The 15152-nt window shown below is 73.6% G+C and carries 17 protein-coding genes and 1 pseudogene; 10 read left to right on the top strand and 8 right to left on the bottom strand.

Annotated elements, in window-relative coordinates:
* Positions 1-10: 10 nt before the first annotated feature.
* Positions 11-529 carry a carboxymuconolactone decarboxylase family protein gene (locus ACIBQ6_RS48285; protein ID WP_397219291.1) on the bottom strand — a complete coding sequence of 173 codons (519 nt, stop codon included), beginning with the start codon at positions 527-529 and terminating at the stop codon, positions 11-13.
* A 189-nt stretch (positions 530-718) separates the two neighbouring features.
* Here ACIBQ6_RS48285 and ACIBQ6_RS48280 point away from each other — a divergent pair, with 189 nt between their 5' ends.
* Positions 719-1627 carry an RNA polymerase sigma-70 factor gene (locus tag ACIBQ6_RS48280; RefSeq protein WP_397219290.1) on the top strand — a complete coding sequence of 303 codons (909 nt, stop codon included), beginning with the start codon at positions 719-721 and terminating at the stop codon, positions 1625-1627.
* A 12-nt stretch (positions 1628-1639) separates the two neighbouring features.
* Here ACIBQ6_RS48280 and ACIBQ6_RS48275 read toward each other — a convergent pair.
* Positions 1640-1732, bottom strand: a pseudogene (locus tag ACIBQ6_RS48275) (VOC family protein); the annotation flags it as partial.
* An 89-nt stretch (positions 1733-1821) separates the two neighbouring features.
* Positions 1822-2595, bottom strand: coding sequence for an alpha/beta fold hydrolase (locus tag ACIBQ6_RS48270; RefSeq protein WP_397219289.1), 774 nt, complete (start codon positions 2593-2595; stop codon positions 1822-1824).
* A 131-nt stretch (positions 2596-2726) separates the two neighbouring features.
* Between ACIBQ6_RS48270 and ACIBQ6_RS48265 the strand changes: the two genes are divergently transcribed.
* The 3 genes from ACIBQ6_RS48265 to ACIBQ6_RS48255 all read left to right on the top strand — a co-directional run bounded on the left by ACIBQ6_RS48265 (position 2727) and on the right by ACIBQ6_RS48255 (position 4202).
* Positions 2727-2849 carry a hypothetical protein gene (locus tag ACIBQ6_RS48265; protein ID WP_397219288.1) on the top strand — a complete coding sequence of 41 codons (123 nt, stop codon included), beginning with the start codon at positions 2727-2729 and terminating at the stop codon, positions 2847-2849.
* Positions 2850-2891: 42 nt separating this feature from the next.
* Positions 2892-3320 (top strand): NUDIX domain-containing protein, encoded by a 429-nt coding sequence (locus ACIBQ6_RS48260; RefSeq protein WP_397219287.1) that lies wholly within the window; start codon positions 2892-2894, stop codon positions 3318-3320.
* Positions 3321-3389: 69 nt separating this feature from the next.
* A complete protein-coding gene (locus ACIBQ6_RS48255) occupies positions 3390-4202 on the top strand; it encodes a hypothetical protein (protein WP_397219286.1) in 813 nt (270 codons plus the stop codon).
* A gap of 10 nt (positions 4203-4212) precedes the next feature.
* Here ACIBQ6_RS48255 and ACIBQ6_RS48250 read toward each other — a convergent pair whose 3' ends face one another.
* The gene (locus ACIBQ6_RS48250) at positions 4213-5370 is read right to left on the bottom strand and encodes an MFS transporter (RefSeq protein ID WP_397219285.1); all 1158 of its coding nucleotides are present in this window, start codon (positions 5368-5370) and stop codon (positions 4213-4215) included.
* Between the two features lie 128 nt (positions 5371-5498).
* On the opposite strand from ACIBQ6_RS48250, the gene ACIBQ6_RS48245 reads away from it, so the two are divergent.
* Complete coding sequence (locus ACIBQ6_RS48245; RefSeq protein WP_358302106.1) at positions 5499-5867, top strand: helix-turn-helix domain-containing protein; 369 nt, start codon at positions 5499-5501, stop codon at positions 5865-5867.
* Here the strand turns inward: ACIBQ6_RS48245 and ACIBQ6_RS48240 are convergent.
* The 4 genes from ACIBQ6_RS48240 to ACIBQ6_RS48225 form a co-directional block, all read right to left on the bottom strand.
* On the bottom strand, positions 5864-6847 hold the full coding sequence (locus ACIBQ6_RS48240) for a serine hydrolase domain-containing protein (RefSeq protein WP_397219284.1): 984 nt from the start codon (positions 6845-6847) through the stop codon (positions 5864-5866). The two genes, ACIBQ6_RS48245 and ACIBQ6_RS48240, sit on opposite strands and share 4 nt — an antisense overlap.
* Positions 6848-7130: 283 nt before the next feature.
* Positions 7131-7586, bottom strand: a complete 456-nt coding sequence (locus tag ACIBQ6_RS48235) for a hypothetical protein (RefSeq protein WP_397219283.1) — start codon at positions 7584-7586, stop codon at positions 7131-7133.
* A 512-nt stretch (positions 7587-8098) separates the two neighbouring features.
* On the bottom strand, positions 8099-8239 hold the full coding sequence (locus tag ACIBQ6_RS48230) for a hypothetical protein (protein ID WP_397219282.1): 141 nt from the start codon (positions 8237-8239) through the stop codon (positions 8099-8101).
* 30 nt (positions 8240-8269) lie between these two features.
* On the bottom strand, positions 8270-9097 hold the full coding sequence (locus tag ACIBQ6_RS48225) for an SDR family NAD(P)-dependent oxidoreductase (protein WP_397219281.1): 828 nt from the start codon (positions 9095-9097) through the stop codon (positions 8270-8272).
* Positions 9098-9212: 115 nt separating this feature from the next.
* Between ACIBQ6_RS48225 and ACIBQ6_RS48220 the strand changes: the two genes are divergently transcribed.
* The 5 genes from ACIBQ6_RS48220 (at position 9213) to ACIBQ6_RS48200 (ending at position 15027) form a co-directional block, all read left to right on the top strand.
* Positions 9213-9794: a helix-turn-helix domain-containing protein gene (locus ACIBQ6_RS48220; protein WP_358302092.1), complete on the top strand. Its 582-nt coding sequence runs from the start codon at positions 9213-9215 to the stop codon at positions 9792-9794.
* A 110-nt stretch (positions 9795-9904) separates the two neighbouring features.
* Positions 9905-10159 carry a hypothetical protein gene (locus tag ACIBQ6_RS48215; protein WP_364342478.1) on the top strand — a complete coding sequence of 85 codons (255 nt, stop codon included), beginning with the start codon at positions 9905-9907 and terminating at the stop codon, positions 10157-10159.
* A 93-nt stretch (positions 10160-10252) separates the two neighbouring features.
* Entirely contained in the window at positions 10253-13075 is a 2823-nt protein-coding gene (gene lanL / locus ACIBQ6_RS48210; RefSeq protein WP_397219280.1) for a class IV lanthionine synthetase LanL, read from the top strand.
* The gene (locus tag ACIBQ6_RS48205) at positions 13072-14817 is read left to right on the top strand and encodes an alpha/beta hydrolase family protein (protein ID WP_397219279.1); all 1746 of its coding nucleotides are present in this window, start codon (positions 13072-13074) and stop codon (positions 14815-14817) included. Before lanL ends, ACIBQ6_RS48205 begins: the two co-directional genes overlap by 4 nt.
* A gap of 87 nt (positions 14818-14904) precedes the next feature.
* Entirely contained in the window at positions 14905-15027 is a 123-nt protein-coding gene (locus ACIBQ6_RS48200) for an ALQxL family class IV lanthipeptide (protein ID WP_189652211.1), read from the top strand.
* Positions 15028-15152: the final 125 nt, after the last annotated feature.

The raw sequence follows: 15152 nt of genomic DNA, 5'->3' as shown, positions 1-15152 counted from the left end.
GGCGCCTTTCTCACTCGCTGTAGTTCCGGCCGGGCGGCATGCCGGGGATCGGCTTGGCGATCAGGGCCGCCGGGGTGAAGAAGCCGATGTGGGCGATCGCCATGACCAGCGACCACATCGCCCTGTCGTCGTACAGCGCCGACGCCCTGGCGTACAGCTCGTCGCTGACGCGCTCCCCCGACGGGTTCGGGGTGAGGACCGCCTCCACCAGCTCCAGCGCGACGCGTTCCGCCTCGGTGAAACAGGTGGCGTCCCGCCAGGTGGCCACGGCGGTGATGCGCTCCTCCGGCTCCCCCAGCCCGCGCAGGTCGGCGGTCTCCCTGACGGTGAAGTACGTGCTGCCCAGCAGCTGCCCGGCGCGCAGCTGCAGCAGCGCGATGGTCACCGGCGGGATCACCCCGTTCCGCAGGGCCTTGTGCAGCCCCTCGCCGACCACCGCCAGCTCCGGGAGGAACGGGAGGGGATTGGGCATACGCGACCGCCGGCCGGTCGTCGTGGACATGGACATGAGGAAGACTTCCCTTCGCACTCTCGACTCGTCGTCGCGCCGCGCGGATCGTCCGCGCGGCGTCCTGACGACCACGAGACGCCGCCGCCCCCGCCCCCGTAACACCGGCGGCCCTGTGACGCAGGCCACCGGCCGGACGTGTTACGCGGCGGCGCACCGCGGCGTCTTGTGCGTGTGGCAGTGCGCGGAGCGGACAGGCAGGAGCGGGACATGACCGATCACGACGAACACGCCGGGCCGCCCGGCTCCGCCACCCAGGTGTTCGTCGCCCACCGCAACCTGCTGTTCACCGTCGCCTACGAGATGCTCGGCTCGGCCGCCGACGCCGAGGACGTCCTGCAGGAGACCTGGCTGCGATGGGCGGACGTCGACCTCGCCGCCGTCCGGGAGGAGCGCGCCTACCTGGTGCGGATCGTCACCCGGCAGGCGCTCGACCGGCTGCGCGCGCTGGGCCGGCGCAAGGAGTCCTACGTCGGGCCGTGGCTGCCCGAACCGCTGCTGACCGCCCCCGACGTGGCCGAGGACGTCGAACTCGCCGAGAGCGTCTCCATGGCGATGCTGCTGGTGCTGGAGACGCTGCAGCCGACCGAGCGGGCGGTGTTCGTGCTGCGCGAGGTGTTCGAGCTGGACTACGACGAGATCGCCGAAGCCGTCGGCAGGAGCCCCTCAGCGGTCCGCCAGATCGCCTACCGGGCGCGGGCGCACGTCGCCGCCCGCCGGCCGCGCGGCACCACCTCCCCGGCCGAGACGCGGGCCGCGCTCCAGGCCTTCCAGCGGGCGGTCGAGACCGGCGAGCTGCAGAGCCTGCTCGACGTCCTCGCGCCGGACGTCGTCGCCCTGAGCGACGGCGGCGGCCGCCGGCACGCCCTGCCGCGGCCCGTCGTGGGCATCGACAACGTGGCCCGCCTGCTGGCCGCCGGCTGGTGGAAGCAGGACGCGGACAGATCGGTCGAGCTGGTGCAGATCAACGGCGGGCCCGGGCTGCTCGTGCGGATCGACGGCGAGATCGACGGAGTCGTGGCGGTGCGCGTCGAGAACGGCTACGTCACCGGCGCCTACCACGTGCGCAATCCCGACAAGCTGGCGCGGATGGGACGGGAGACCACCGTGACCCGCTGAGCGCGTCCCGGGTCAGCGCGGGGCGCCCAGGACGCAGAACTCGTTGCCCTCCGGATCGGCCATGACGACCCACGGCACATCGCCCTGGCCCACGTCGGCAGACGTCGCGCCGAGCCTTGACGTTCACCTGAACCAGCCGCAATGCCATGCCGATCACCCCATGCCCGACGACCGCGCCGCCGTCGGCACGCCTTTCAATCGGCGAGCAGGACGGCCAGGAGCCGCTCCGGCGCGCGCAACGGCAGGTAGTGGTCGGCGACGGCAATGATCTCCAGGCGCGCGCCGGGAATGCCCGCGGCGAGCCGGCGGGCGATCACGCCGATCTCCGGGTGGTCGTGGTCGCCGACCACCACGGTCGTCGGCACCGCGACCCGGTCGAGGAGCTCGACGGCGCCCACCTCCGCGAACAGGGCATGCCCCTTCTCCGCGGCCACCCGCAGCCCGGCGTTCTCGGTGACCATGTCGCGGATCGCCGCGTACCCCGGCGCCCGGTCGCCCAGCGAGGCCCAGAGCGTGAGCTCCATCTCGGCCAGGCGGCCGGGGTCGTCCCCGCGGTCGGCCGCCGCGTAGGCGTCCAGCTCGGGAGAGCTCGGCCAGTCATGGCCGCCGGCCGACGCCGCGACCAGGGTCAAGGACCGCACCCGTTCCGGGTGCTCCAAGGTGAAGTCGAGCGCGACCTCGCCGCCCATGCTCAGCCCCACCAGCGCGGCCCGCTCGACGCCGAAGTGGTCGAGGACCGCGAGCAGGTCGTCCTCGTAGCGGAACGGCGCTGTCGGCGGCGTCGAACGGCCCAGGCCCCGCGCGTCGTACCGGATCACGGTGCGGTGGCGCGCGAGTTCGGGGAAGACGCCGTCCCACAGGCGGCTGTCGTGCACGGAGCCGTGCAGCAAAACCATGGGAGGACCGTCGCCGGCCCGCTCGGCCCACAGGCGGCCGCCACCGGAGACGGGGACGTACTCGATCGTCATGGGAGCGATTCGACCACACTCCCCCTGCCAGGAGGACGACGTCCCGGCCGCGGAAATCATCCCCGAGGGGGACGGGGAATCAAGGATCGCTTTGACGACCGCGGAAGGGGACGACTTATACCGTTCACCCCATGGTCATCAACACGAACACCTTCCGCCGCGCCGCGACCGGCGTCGCCGCGGGGAAGACCGCCTCCTGCCGCCTGAACAGCATCTACGCCAAGCCCCCCTACTGGCTGCTGTACGTCTCGTAGACCACCCGGATCCCTCGGCTCGGCCTCTGCGATCATGAACGGATGCCCGAGCCGAGAATCCGCGTCGCCGCCTACGTCATCCGCCACCGGACCACCCCCGAACTCCTCGTCTTCGACCACGTCGACGCGCCCGAAGCCGGCACCCAGGTGCCGGCGGGCGGAGTCCTGCCGGACGAGAGCCTGGAACAGGCCGTCCTGCGGGAGGTCGCGGAGGAGACCGGCCTGACCGAGCTCACCGTCGTCGGGCCCATCGCGGTCGACCACAAACCTCGCGAGGACAACGGGCAGCCCCGGCACACCACGTTCTTCCACCTCACCCCCGCCCCCGACAGCCCCGACGCCTGGCACCACCGGGTCCACGGCGACGGCACGGACGCCGGCATGGAGTTCGCGTGCCGCTTCGTCCCGCTACCGCTGACAGACCAGCTGGCCGACGCCCAGGACGCCTGGCTCGGTCGCATCGAGGGGTGAGCATGGACACCGGCCGGGGCGTCTGACACGATCGCCGTCCGGCTCCGACCCCGCGGTGAGGGGGAACCCGTGCTCCGAACCGTCGCCGTCGTGACGGCGCTCGCGCTCGGCCTGGCCATCGTGCTCACCTCCGCCTACCGGACGGCTCCCCGGTGGGAGATGTGGGCGGCCCTCGCCCTGGCGCTGACCGCCGCCTCGGGCGCCGTCCTCGCCTACGGCGTCCAGCGCTGGAGAGAGCTGACGGCCCTGCGTCCCGCCAGCGTCCGCGAGGTGCTCCGGCCGCTCGGCGCCCTGCTGCTGGTGGCCCTGCTCCTGGTCGTGCTCGCCCTGGCCCTGTCCCCCGATCCGCTCGCCGGCTGGCGGGGCTGGGCCCTGTCGGCGATCGCCTGCCTGGGCGCCCTTCCGGCCGCGGCCACGATGTCGGGCATCCGCCGGTCGGCCGGGGCACTGGAGGGCGGCCCGGGCACCCGGGTGGCCACGCTGATCAGCTTCCGGCGGCTGCTGCGGCGGCTGCTGGGCGCCGTCGGCCTGCTGGTCGCGCTGGCGACGCTCGCGCTCGGCGCCTCTCCCGCGCCATCGCCCCAGGGGGCCGTCCTGATCTTCGGCGGCAACGGGTCGCTGCTGGTGGCTCTGGCCTACGTGCCGGCCCGCGCCGCGCTGCGGGAGGCCGCCACCCGTCTCTGCGACGGCCTGCTCCCCCTCGGAGACGCGGACGACGCCGCGACGGTGGTCGCCCGGGCCGAGGAACGCGCGAAGCTGGAGCAGATCCTGGAGGTCGACCACAACCTCATGACCGACCTGCAGACGGGCCTGGTGATCCTCGGGCCGCTCCTGTCCAGCGCCGCCGCCGCGTTGCTCCCCGGAGCCACCGGGTCGAGCTGACCACCCGCACTCAGAAGGGCCGGGGCGCGGCGGGCGTACGGCGGCGGGTGGTCGTCAGATGGCAGAGCAGTGCCACGGCCGTGACACCCGCGGCCGGCAGCCCCAACGCGGCGGGCACGACGGCGAACCACTCCTGGGCCAGCCCGCCCAGACCGCCACCGAGAGCCATCCCGATGTAGATCGCCGAGGAGTTGAGGCCGAGCAGGACCGGCGCCGCGGCCGGGCCGAGCGCGATGAGCCGATGCTGCTGGGGCACGACGACGACGCCCAGGGCCACACCCCAGACCGCGGCCCATGCCAGGGTCGACACGAACGTGCCGGTCGCCACCGGCGTGAGGGCCAGCGCGACGACGGCGACGACGAGGGGCCCGGTCAGCACGTGCGCGGGGTCGTACCGGTCGACCAGCCGTCCGGCGACGAGGTTCCCGGCCAGGATTCCGACCCCCCAGGCCAGCAGGACGGCGGCGAACAGCGGTGCGGAGCCGCCCGTCGCCTCCCGCAGGGCCGGCCCGATGTAGGTGTAGAGGGTGTAGGCGCCGAGGAAGACCAGCGTGGTGACAGTCAGCAGCGCCACGACCCGGCCCTCCTTCAGCGGACGCAGCCGCTCCCCCAGCGAGGCGGCGGGCAGCCGCACCTCAGGCAGCCCGGCGGCGATCCCCAGGGCCGCGACCAGGCCGACCCCGGCGACCGCCCACAGGGTGACGTGCCAGTCGGCACGGCCGATCAGCGTGCCGAGCGGAAGGCCCAACGCCGTCGCCGCCGTCAGCCCGCCCAGCACCAAGGCCAGAGCCCGGCCCCGACGTTCCGCAGGCGCGATCGCCCCCGCGGTGCTGGACGCAGCGGAGTTGATCATCCCGGCGCCCACCGCGGTGACGACGCGGGCGGTCATCACCACCTCGTAACCGGCGCCCAGAGCGGTGACGGCGTTGCCGGCCACGAAGACGCCCAACGCGACCAGCAGCGCGGTCCGCCTGTCCAGCCCACCGGTGAGCGCGCCCATGATCGGCGCCGACAGGGCCATCACCAGGGCGAACACCGTCACCAACTGCCCGGCGGCGGGAGTGGAGACCCGCAGGTCGGCGGCGATGGCCGGGAGCAGGCCCGCGATCACGTAGCTGTCGGTGCCCACGGCGAAGGTCGCCAGGGCCAGAGGGAGAAGTCGTCGCAACACCGGACGGTGCCACCTTTCATAGGGACCTCGGACGTATCGAGGGGAACCCTAGGGAATACATGGATACTTGTCCATATATCCATCTATTGGTAGCGTGACAGGCATGCGGAACACAGGGGGCGACCATGCGTGAGGTGTCACAACCGGCCACCGAGGCCATCCGGCTGGTGGAGGTGCTGCGCGCCCTGGCCGACCCCGTGCGCCTCGACCTCGTCCAGCGGCTCGACCGGATGGGCGAGGACCACTGCAACGCCATCGGCGCCGACATCGACGTGCACCAGACCACGCTGTCGCACCACTACCGGGTGCTGCGCGAAGCCGGCGTGACATGGACGACGGTGCAGGGCCGCGCCCGGCTGGTCCGGCTGCGCCGGGAGGACCTCGACACCCTCTTCCCCGGCCTGCTCGACTCCGTGCTCGCCGCACGACGCCGCACCCCCGACACCACGAAGTCGCCGACGCCGCACTCGGCCATCCCGACCGAGGCCCCCTAAGGGCACAGCGCAGAGGTCAGCAAGGCCATGGCCGCCTGATGAGGGTCACCGGAGAACGGCGTGATCGACAACGTGACCTGCCGCGAACCGTCCGCCGAGCTGAACGCCACCGTGAGGTAGCCCGGAGCACCGCCGCCATGACCGAACGCCGTGCCGCAGGGAAGAGGCGCCAGCTCCAACCCCAGCCCATACCCCTCGGTCGTGCCGGGATCCTTCATCTCCTTCAGCAGATCAGGGCGAAGCAGCTTGCCCTGGAACAGGGCGCGATAGAACCGGTTGACGTCCCCGGTGGTGGAGACGATCTCCCCCGCCGCCCCGGCCATCGTGGGATTGAACCGTGTGACGTCAACAGGGACGACCCCGCCACCCCTGGCGACCGGCACATATGCGTGGGCATGCGGCCCGTGCACCTCCGGCGAGGCTCCCGGCACGCGAGTGTGCCGCAGCCCGAGCGGCCGCAGGATCCGCTCCCTGATCTCCGTCGCGTACGGCCTGCCGGTGACCCCCTCGATCAGCATGCCGAGCACGATGTAGTTGGTGTTGGAGTACCCGTACGCGGACCCGGGCGGGAAATCGCGCGGGAGCTTCTCCGCTCTTTCCACCAGTTCACGTGCCGACCAGGTACGGAAACGCTCCTTGGGGATGCCCGCCTCGTCCATCATGCCCGTCGAGTACTCGGGAAGACCGCTGGTGTGCTGGAGGAGGTGCCTGATCGTGATGTCGGCGCCCCCGTCCACGAGCCCCGGCAGCCACCGCTCCACACTGTCGGACAGGTGCAGCCTTCCCTCCCCCACCAGTTGAAGCACCACGCTCGCCGTGAACGACTTGGTCACGCTCCCGGCCCGGAAGCGCCCGTCCACCGGGGCCGGCCGGGCACTGTTCATCGTCGCCTTGCCACTGGCGGCTCGCCAGGTCCTGTCCCCGTCGCGAACCTCGGCGATCGCGGCCACCGCACCCCCTGCCACGACCTTGTCCAGCATCGCCCGCAAACTCGCGCTCGCCTCCGCCGCCGCCGTGGCGGCCATGGCGGGCGTCGCCGTCAACGACACGGTCAAGCACGCCACGACGGCCGCGCCGGTACGTCTTCCCCTCACGTCACTCCTCCGATACGGCGGAGCCCGGCTCTCGGCCTCCGCCGTACCAAGATCCGGCACGAGAGGGCGGCACGGCGTCGGAGTAATCCCCTACGGAAACCCTGAATCCCCACCGACGATCTCCGCCCTGGGAAGGACGCCTGATTGGCCTTCTGGCCGACCAGCAGGGCTACGAGGCGAGCAGATCGAAATGGAAGCCGACGAAGAACAGCCCCAAGGACACCCACTTCAACGTCATCGGAAGCTCCGGATCCTGCAACGTCCGCCCGGCCCTGACCGCGAGCAGGCCCGCGGCCCCGCCCAGCATCGACCCGAGCAGCAACCCCAGATACCAGGGCACCTCGGTCTGCTCCTCGACCAACGCGACGGCCGCCCCTGTGACGAGACCGACGACGAAGGGCCCCCCGCTGGGCCTTCTCGCCATGAACCGGGTCAGCCGCGCGCCATATCGGCTCAGCCTCTCCGGTCCCACCAGGTCGACGACGACCGCCGCGCCGGACACGAACGAGAGGATCTTGCCGAAGCGGCCCCACCAGATCATCGGCAGGCCGAGCAGGTCGTTGCCGAGCGTGGACCTGCCGTGCAGCCACAACCCCCACGCGTCGAAGTAGCTGATGTCCGCCACGAACGGAGCATAGAAGCGGGCTCCGGCCACGCCTAGGCTTGTCGGCGCTTGGTTTTTTGCCGGATGGGATTCGCGTGAGCGAATCCTGGGGACCGCCTTTACATTGTAGATTCGGTAAGGATGCTCACGCTCAACCGGGCGCACAGGTCCCACACGGCGTTCTGGTTGCGTTCGTCGACCGCGCTCGCGGCCAGGTGAATGCTGGAGCGGGCCGATCGGGTCAGGTCCGACAGGAAGAGCGGCGCGACGACCTCCGCGCACCAAAGGCGCGATCGGCCGGTAGAGCCTCGGGAACGCGCCGATCGGGGTCGCCCTGTTCATCGGCGCGTAGCCGTGCCCGGGGTAGACCACGTTGGCCGTCACCCCTGTGCCGCGCAGTTCCCGGGCGAGCCGGGCGGTCGGCGCCATCGTCATGGTCTTGGTGTGGTTGTAGTGGCTGAACGTCCACCCGATGAAGCGCCGCTCCCCCAGCAGGTTGTCGTGCTCGATGGGGCCGCCGGGGATGCCGCCCGTCAGGTTGACGACCCGGGCGCGGCCGGTTCAGGCCGGACGTTGTTGACCAGGACGTCCAGCGTGTCGTGGCGCTCGGCGACCTGGGAGGCGATCCGGCGCAGGCCCTGGAGGCCGGTGAGGTCGGCGGCGAGGGCGTCCACCCGATCGTCCTCTCGGTCGGGACGCTGGTGTCAGCGCGAGATCAGGTCTTGCGTGAGCTCATGGAGGCGCAGGGCGTCGTCCCGGTCGAAGGCGCGGCCGTCCAGCGGCAGCCGGCGCTTGCCCCAGTGGGCGGTGAAGGGCTCGGCCGGCGGGTCGTCCAGGAGCGCGGTCATGGGCTCGGTCGCCTTCGGCACCGACGTGGCGAACACGGCGAAGAACGCCCGTGTCGCCGCACGCAGCGGCTGCGGCAGGCTCGCGGGCATGCCGGTGGAGACCACGCCGGGGTTGTAGCCGACGTAGGAGACGCCGCTGCCGGCGTGCAGGACGCCGAAGGCGACTCCGAGCAGGTCGTTGGCCCGGAAGGACTGCAGGGTGGCCTTGGCGCCGCTGTAGGCCCGGGTCAGCTGCAGGTCGTCCCAGTGGATGCGGCCCAGCGGCACGCCGGGCGTGCCCACGTTCATGACGACCGGGCGCCGCGCGGCCCGCAGCACGTCGTGCAGGCCGTGGCTCAGCACGAAACGGCTGAGGTAGGCCAGCGCGAAGCTGTGCTCGAAGCCTTCGCCGGTGGTCGCGCGGCCGCCGAGGAGCCGGTAGCGCTGGGCGCAGAGGATCAGCTTGTCCACGACCGGATGGTCCGCGGCGAGGCGTTCGACGACGCCCCGGCAGGCGGCCAGCGAAGTGAGGTCGGCGCGCACGAACGTGGCCCGCCCGGCCAGCGCCTCGGCCTGCGCGAGCAGGGCCTCCCCCTTTCCGGCGGTGCTGCCGAGGGCCACCACGTGAGCGCCCTGCCGGAGGTGGTGAAGGGCCAGCCCCTTGCCGAGCCCGTCGGTGCCGCCAGTGATGATCACGGTCTGCATGTTCACCTGCTCTCGTCGGCACATCCACCGAAGTGGATATGACATATCCGCTTACGTGATGGAGCCTAACACGAAGCGGATATGCTGTATCCAGTTAGCCGACGGACGGGATGCCATGAGCGAAGAGACACCGGCGCTGCGCCGCGACGCCGAGCACAACCGGCAGCGCACCCTGGCGGCGGCGCGGGAGGTGTTCGCCGCGCGGGGGCTGCAGGCCACCCTCAATGACGTCGCCCACCACGCGGGGCTCGGCGTCGGCACCGTCTACCGCCGGTTCCCCAACAAGGAGGCCCTGGCCGAGGCCGTCTACGCCGGCCGGCTCGACGACATCCGCGCCGCGGCACAGGCCGCGCAGGCGGCACAGGACGCCTACCAAGCCCTCAGAGCCTTCATCGAACACGCCCTGGAACAGGCCGCGACCGACCGCGGGCTGCGCGAGCTGATGCGGCGGGGCGCGGGCGAGAGCGAGCTGATCGAGCGCGCCAGGGAAGGCATCGCCGAGTCCTGCGGCCGCCTCATCGCCCGCGCCAAGGAGCAGGGCACGCTGCGCGCCGACATCACGGTGGGCGACATCGCGCCCATCGTCTCGATGATCGACTCGGTGATGGACCTGCCGTCCTCCGGCGGCGCGCAACCGTGGCGCCGCTACCTCGCGCTCATCCTCGACGGCCTGCGCACCGGACGAGGCACGCCCTGAAGGCAGCCTTAAGAAGGCCGCCGCAGCCTTAAGGACGGCCCACAAGTGTTTCCCAAGTCTCCTGGCACATCTTGACGGCAGAACGCCGTTCCCTGAGGAGAAGAGGAAACATGAGCATTCGACGTCTGACCGCGGCCGCCCTCGTCGCGGGTGGGCTCGCTTTCGGCGCCGTGACCGGCTCCGCCATGCCTGCGTCCGCCGTGTCCGCGTCGGCCGTGTCGGGGTCGTGGCACCTCGCGGGGTATTACCAGTACCGCGACCAGTGTGTGCGGGCCGGTTTCAGCGCCGTCACCAGCGGGGGCATCGTCCAGGATTTCCGGTGCGAGGTGTCCGGCTCGCGCTTCGCGCTCAGCCTTTTCTACTGATCGACCTGACGGCGGCGGCCTGCTCGGCCGCCGCCGTACGGCCGTTGCCGGGAACGTCCCGAATCCGATCAGGCATGAGGTTGTGGCGTGAGCATGAGCACGACAGGCACGGACGAGCGGGTGAGCGCGGACCTCCACCTGCTGGAGGACCTCGTGCGGGCCGCCCTGCGACGGTCCTCCGAGGACGGGTGGGACGTCCGCCACCGCCCTCCGTGGACGTACGTGGCTCCCCGGCGGGCCGGGACGCGGGACCAGGGATGGAAGCTGCACGTGTCGGCGACGCCGCTGTCGGCCCCCGTCGTGCTGGCGCGGGCGGCCGAGGTGCTGGTGCGGCATCGGTGCCCGTTCAAGTTCGCGGCCACGTTCGCCGACCTGACGGGCCTGCTGTCCAGGAACGTCCATCGGGGATCGGCCGGCAAGTTCATCACCGTCTATCCCCCGGACGACGAGGCGGCGACGGCCATCGCCGAGGACCTGCACCGGGCCACGTACGGCCTGCCGGGTCCGCCCGTCCTGTCCGACCGGGCCTACCGGCCGGGCAGCCTGGTCCACTACCGCTACGGCGTGTTCTCCGCGCGCAGCGTGCTCGACAACGACGGCGTCTACAGCTCGCCGCTGACCGCCCCCGACGGCGCCTGCCTGGTGGACCGGCGCAACGCCTGGTACTCGCCGCCGGAATGGGCCGCCTGCCCGTTCGAGTCCGGCCGGGCCCCGGTGCGGACCGCCGCGCCGGAGGCCGTCGAGCTGGCCGGCCGGTTCGTGGTGCGGCAGGCGATCCGCCACGGCGCCAAGGGCGGGGTGTTCCTGGCGGAGGACCGGCTCTCCGGCGCCCAGGTCGTGATCAAGCAGGCCCGCCCGCACATCAGCGCCACCCTGCAGGGCCAGGACGAACGCGACCGCCTCCGCCACGAGGCCGACATGCTGGACCTGTTCGGGCCGCTCGGCGTCACCAGCCGCAAGGTCGCCCTGTTCACGCAGGGGGACAACGTGTTCCTCGCGCAGGAACACCTCGACGGCGCCGTGCTGACCACCTGGGCGGAGCAGGCGAGGGCCGCCGACCCGGACGGCTGGCCGCACGTCGCGCTGACCGCGGTGCGCGCGCTGACCGGCCTGGTCACCGCCGTGCACGAGCGGGGCTTCGTGCTGCGGGACCTGACGCCGAACAACGTCATCGCCGGCCCGGACGGCTCCTGCCGGCTGGTCGACCTGGAGATGGCCGCCGTCCCCGGCACGCCCGTCACCAAGACCTACACCGCCGGGTACGCGCCGCCCGAGCAGGTGCGCGGGCCGATGTACGGGCCGGCCGCGGGGGCCGCGGCGGACCTGTACGCCCTGGGCGCGACGGTGCTGCACCTGGCCACGGCCTGCCGGCCGCTGCTCGGCTCCGACGAGCCGCCCGCGGGCCGCTCGTGGGACAGCCGGGTGCGCGGGCTGGTCGAGGTGGCGACCGAGGGCGACGCCGTGGCCTCGGCGCTGCGGCCGATGATCCTCGGCCTGATGCGCGAGAACCCGGCCCGACGCTGGGACCTGCGGCGCGTCGGCGTCTTCCTCGACGACCTGGGGCCACTGCCGGCCTCCGCCCCGTCCACCACGCCCCGGGGCGCGACGGCGGCGGGGGGCGTCCGCCGTCTGTCCGTCGCCGGTCAGGAGCGCCTGCTCCGCGACGGGATCGCGCACACGCTCCGGCGGATGGACCGCGATCCCGGCGCCCGGCGTCTGTGGCCCGTCTCCGGGTTCGGCGAGACCGCCGACCCCTGCGCCGTGCAGTACGGCTCGGCCGGGGTGCTCGCACTGCTCGCGTCGGTCCTGAACACCTCAGACCTGAACACCCCGAACCTGGACACCGCGGATCTGGGCACCCAGGTCCTGGGTACCGGCGAGGTCGGGCGGGGCGAGGTCGTCGCCGCGTTGCGGCACGGCGCGGCCTGGACGCTCCGGCGGCTGGGCAGTGAGGCCAGGCCGTCGCCGGGGCTCCACTTCGGCCGGGCCGGCATCGCCTGGGGGCTGTACGAGGCCGGCCGCGCCCTCGGCGACGACGCGCTGCGCACGGCGGGCGCCGACCTCGCGCTGACCCTGCCGACGTCGTGGCCGAACCCGGACGTCTGCCACGGCCTGGCCGGCACCGGCCTGGCCCTGCTGCACCTCTGGCGGGCCACCGGCGACGAGCGCTTCCGGGAGCGGGCGGCGCGCTGCGCGGACGCCCTGGTGGCGAGCGCCGAGCGCACCCCCGGCACCGTGCTGTGGCCCATCCCCGAACGTTTCCCGTCGGCGCTGGCCGGCGCCGTGCACTACGGCTTCGCCCACGGCGTCGCGGGGATCGGGACCTTCCTGCTCTCCGCCGCCGCCCCGGGTGGCGACGAGTACCTGGAGACGGCCCTGCTCGCCGGGCGGACGCTGCTGGCCGCCGCCCAGCGCACCGGCGCGGCGGCCTGGTGGCCGGAGTTCCCCGGCGGCGGCGTCCGGATGACGCACTGGTGCAGCGGCTCCTCCGGGGTCGGCAGCTTCCTCCTCCGGCTCCACTCCGTCACCGGCGAGCCGGATTTCCTGGACGCCGCGAAGGCCGCCGCCGTCGCCGTCCGCGGCTCCCGGCTGTCGTCGGGGACCGCCGCCTGCCACGGGCTGGCCGGTGACGGGCAGTTCCTGCTGGACATGGCCGGCCTGCTGGGCGACGAGGACCACCGCGCCCAGGCCGCGGAGCTGGCCGCCTGCCTGGAGGCGCGGGCGGTGCTGCGGGACGGGCTGCTGGTGGTGCCGGACGAGAACGGCGACACGGTGAGCTTCGGCTGGAACACCGGTCTGGCGGGCGTCCTGGACTTCCTGCTGCGGCTGCGTCACGGCGGCCCGCGTCCGTGGACGGCCGACGTCCCGGCACCGGCACCGGAACCGGAACCGGCACCCGCACCGGCGGGGTCGTGAGCGGGACGATGCTCCGGCTGGGGTTCCGGTTCTCCGGCCTGGGGCGGTACGCCGTGTGCCTGACCGCCGAGGGCCGCCGTCCCCTGGCGCCGGAGATGTGGGACCTGACCGGCGCGCGTCCCCGGTCCCGCGTCCTGCGTTCCTGGGACGGCGAGAGCGCCGCGAGCACCGCGGTCCCGACGGACGACGGCGCCGTCCTGCTGAGCCGCGCCGGAAGCGGGGGGACGCACCGGCTGCTCCTCGTCGTCCCGGACCGGGACGGCACCGGCTGGTCGGCGCACGACCTGGCCGCCGTCACGGGGGGCGGGCTCAGGCTGGTGGCGGGCCGGGGCGCGGGAACCGCCGCGCTGGCCTTCCGCACGACCCCGGCGGGCGGCACGGCCGTGTGGCGGCTGTCCGGCCGGGCCGAGCCGCCCGAGCTCGTGGCCGGTGTGCTGGGGCCGCTGGCCGGAGGCGTCTGGCTCGACACGTCCGGCAGGCTGCTGGCCCTGGCCGTGCCGGCCGGCCCCCGGACGCGCACGGTGGTGCTGGACCTGTCCGACGGCGCCGTGGCCCCGCTGCCCGGCCTGGAACGGCGCGAGCGCCTGCTGCTCGCCGCCCCCGAAGCAGGCGTCCTGCTGACCGCCCGCGAGACCCGGGACGGCCACCGCCTGGGCATCCGCCCGCGCGACGCGGACGCGCCCACCGTCTTCCCCGAGGAGCTGAACGCCGTCGAGGGCGCCGTCACCCCGCTCGCCCTCGACCCGGCCGGCCGGCAGCTGGCCTTGGCGGTCACCGCGGGGGTGCGCTGCCGCGCCGTGCTGTACGACCTGGCCGAGGGCGGTTTCCGGGAGGCGGGGCCGGCGACCGGCACGATCCTGCCGATGGCCGCCTGGAGCGCGGGCGGGCTGCGGCTGGTGCGTTCCGCTCCCGGCCTGCCGCCGCACGTGGTGACGGTCCCCGGGCCGGACGGCGGCGGGACCGGCCGCGCGGACGCCGCCGCGCGCCGCTTCGACGGCCCGGCCGGACCCGTCGAAGCCGTCGTCTACGGCGACCCCGTCGCCGCCGGGCGGGTGGTGCTGGCCCTGCACGGGGGCCCCGAGTCGGCCTGGCGGCTCGGCCACGACCCGCTGTTCCAGCGGCTGGCCGACGAAGGCGTCGCCGTGGTCGCGCCCAACCAGCGCGGCAGCACCGGGTACGGGCCCGCCCACCGCGACGCGATCCGCGGCGCCTGGGGCGGACCGGACCTGGCCGACGTCCTGCACCTCGGCCGCGCCCTGACGGCCGCCCGCGGACCCGGCGCCGATCCGCCCCTGTTGTACGGCGTGAGCTACGGCGCCCACCTCGCCCTGCTCGCCTCCGCCGCGGAACCGGGCCTGTGGTCCGGCGCCGCCGTCGTCGCGCCGTTCCTGTCCGGGCGGCAGCTCCACGCCGACGGGCCGCCGCTGGTCCGCAACATGCTCGACCGGCTCGGCGGCTGCGCGGAGATCGACGACGACCTCGGGCCGCGCGACCTGATCCGGCTGGCCGACCGGCTGCGCGGCCCGCTGCTGGTCGTCCACGGCGAGCGGGACGCGACCATCCCCGTCGGCCACTCCCGGCGGCTGCGGGACCGCCTGGCGCGGGCCGGTCCCGGCGGGCCCGAGCTCACCTACGTCGAGGTGCCCGGCGCCGGGCACGACCCGCTGACCGGACCGGACGGCCACCTCGTGCTCGACCGCCTGGTCGCCTTCCTCCGCCGCCGCTCCCCGCGGCGCCCATGATCCCGCCGGCCGGCGTCCTCACCCGGCGCCGGGCCGGTGGCAAGGCCCGCACCCGCGGGCTCCACACCGAAGAAGAAGGAGAAACCGATGGAACTCGACATCACCGCGCTCGACATGCTCCCCGCCCGCGAGGAGTCCGGCCTGGCCGCCTGCCAGGTCTCCAGCTTCACCTGCGAGAACGAGGGCAACAGCTGCTACGTCACCAGGTGACCCCCCGGTCCTGACCCTGCGTCGGGACCCGTCCCCCAGCGGTGGGGGGGGGGCGGGGGCGCGCCCCCCCCCCCCCCCCCCCCCCCCCCCCCCCCCCCCCGGGGGGGGGGGCGCGGCCCCCACGT

The sequence above is a fragment of the Nonomuraea sp. NPDC049655 genome, from assembly GCF_044465465.1.
Taxonomy (GTDB): domain Bacteria; phylum Actinomycetota; class Actinomycetes; order Streptosporangiales; family Streptosporangiaceae; genus Nonomuraea.
This window is presented reverse-complemented; position numbering and strand designations above follow the sequence as displayed.